The organism is Streptomyces sp. NPDC048483 (assembly GCF_040651455.1).
Lineage (GTDB): Bacteria > Actinomycetota > Actinomycetes > Streptomycetales > Streptomycetaceae > Streptomyces.
The window spans coordinates 1-1,277 of record NZ_JBEZJZ010000264.1 but is presented as its reverse complement, the minus strand read 5'-3'; the positions used below and the strand labels follow the sequence as shown (position 1 = coordinate 1,277).

At 67.0% G+C, this 1,277-nt stretch carries 1 protein-coding gene; it reads right to left on the bottom strand.

What is annotated here, in order from left to right; genetic code table 11:
• The coding region (locus AB0D04_RS42705; protein ID WP_362712888.1) for a beta-ketoacyl reductase at positions 1–1,277 on the bottom strand (1,277 nt) is incomplete at both ends.

Below are 1,277 nucleotides of genomic sequence, written 5' to 3'. Positions count from 1 at the left end.
TGGCCGGTCATGCCGCTGGCCTGCTCCCACAAACCCCAAGCCATCGAGACCGCCGGCAACCCCTGAACACGCCGGTGCTGCGCCAAGGCATCGAGGGAAGCGTTGGCAGCGGCGTAATTGCCCTGCCCGGCACCGCCGAACGTACCGGCGACCGAGGAGAACAGCACAAAGGCGGAGAGGTCGCTGTCGCGCGTGAGCTCGTGCAGATTCCATGCCGCATCCGTCTTCGGCCGCAGCACGGTACAGACCCGCTCCGGCGTCAGCGATTCGATGACGCCGTCATCCAGGACGCCGGCGGTGTGAACCACCGCCCGCAACGGCCTGTCTTCAGGGATTCCGGCCAGCACCTCGGCCAGGGCGTCACGGTCGGCAGCATCACACGCGGCGACCCGCACCTCCGCGCCCAGAGCCGCCAGCTCCGCCACCAGATCCCCAGCACCCGGAGCATCCAGCCCTCGGCGACTGGTCAACAACAGGTGGCGCACCCCATGCTGCACCACCAGATGGCGGGCCAGCAGACCACCCAACGTGCCCGTACCACCAGTGATGAGAACCGTGCCCTCAGCACCGCCTTCGGCACCCCAAGAAGCAGACCGTACGACCGCGTCCTCGCCCTGGGGACGAACCGCCCGCCGAAGGCGCGGCACGAACACCTCACCACCACGCACCGCCACCTGCGGCTCATCGCCCGGCAATGCCCAAGCACCTATGTCGATACGGGTGCCCGTGTCCGTGGGCGTGCCAGTGCCTATGGAGCCATCGGCGTCGGCGTCGGCGTCGACCAGCACGAACCGGCCCGGATGCTCGGACTGCGCCGAACGCACCAGACCCCAGACTCCTGCCTGCGCCAGCCCGTCCACCGCATCGCCCGGAAGCACACCCACCGCACCACGCGTCACCACAACCAGCCGCGACTGGGCAAACCGCTCATCGGCAAGCCACGACTGCACCAACCCCAACGCCCCGACAACACCCGAACCCTCAAGAGACCCGGACGACATATCTGCAACCACAACCTCCGGAGCCGCCGCAACCTCATCGAGAGCATCGCCCAGCACACCAAGATCCGCGAATGCCCCTACGGGGCCAACCAGCCCACCAAGCCCCACCCAATTCACCGACTCCAATGCGGAGTCAGGCAATTGCAGAGACTGCCAACACACATCAAACAACGAACCACCGTCACCAGAAACACCACGCAACTGCTCCGCAGCCACCTGCCGCAACACCAACCGATCCACCGACACCACCGGCGCACCAGCCTCATCCACCACAAC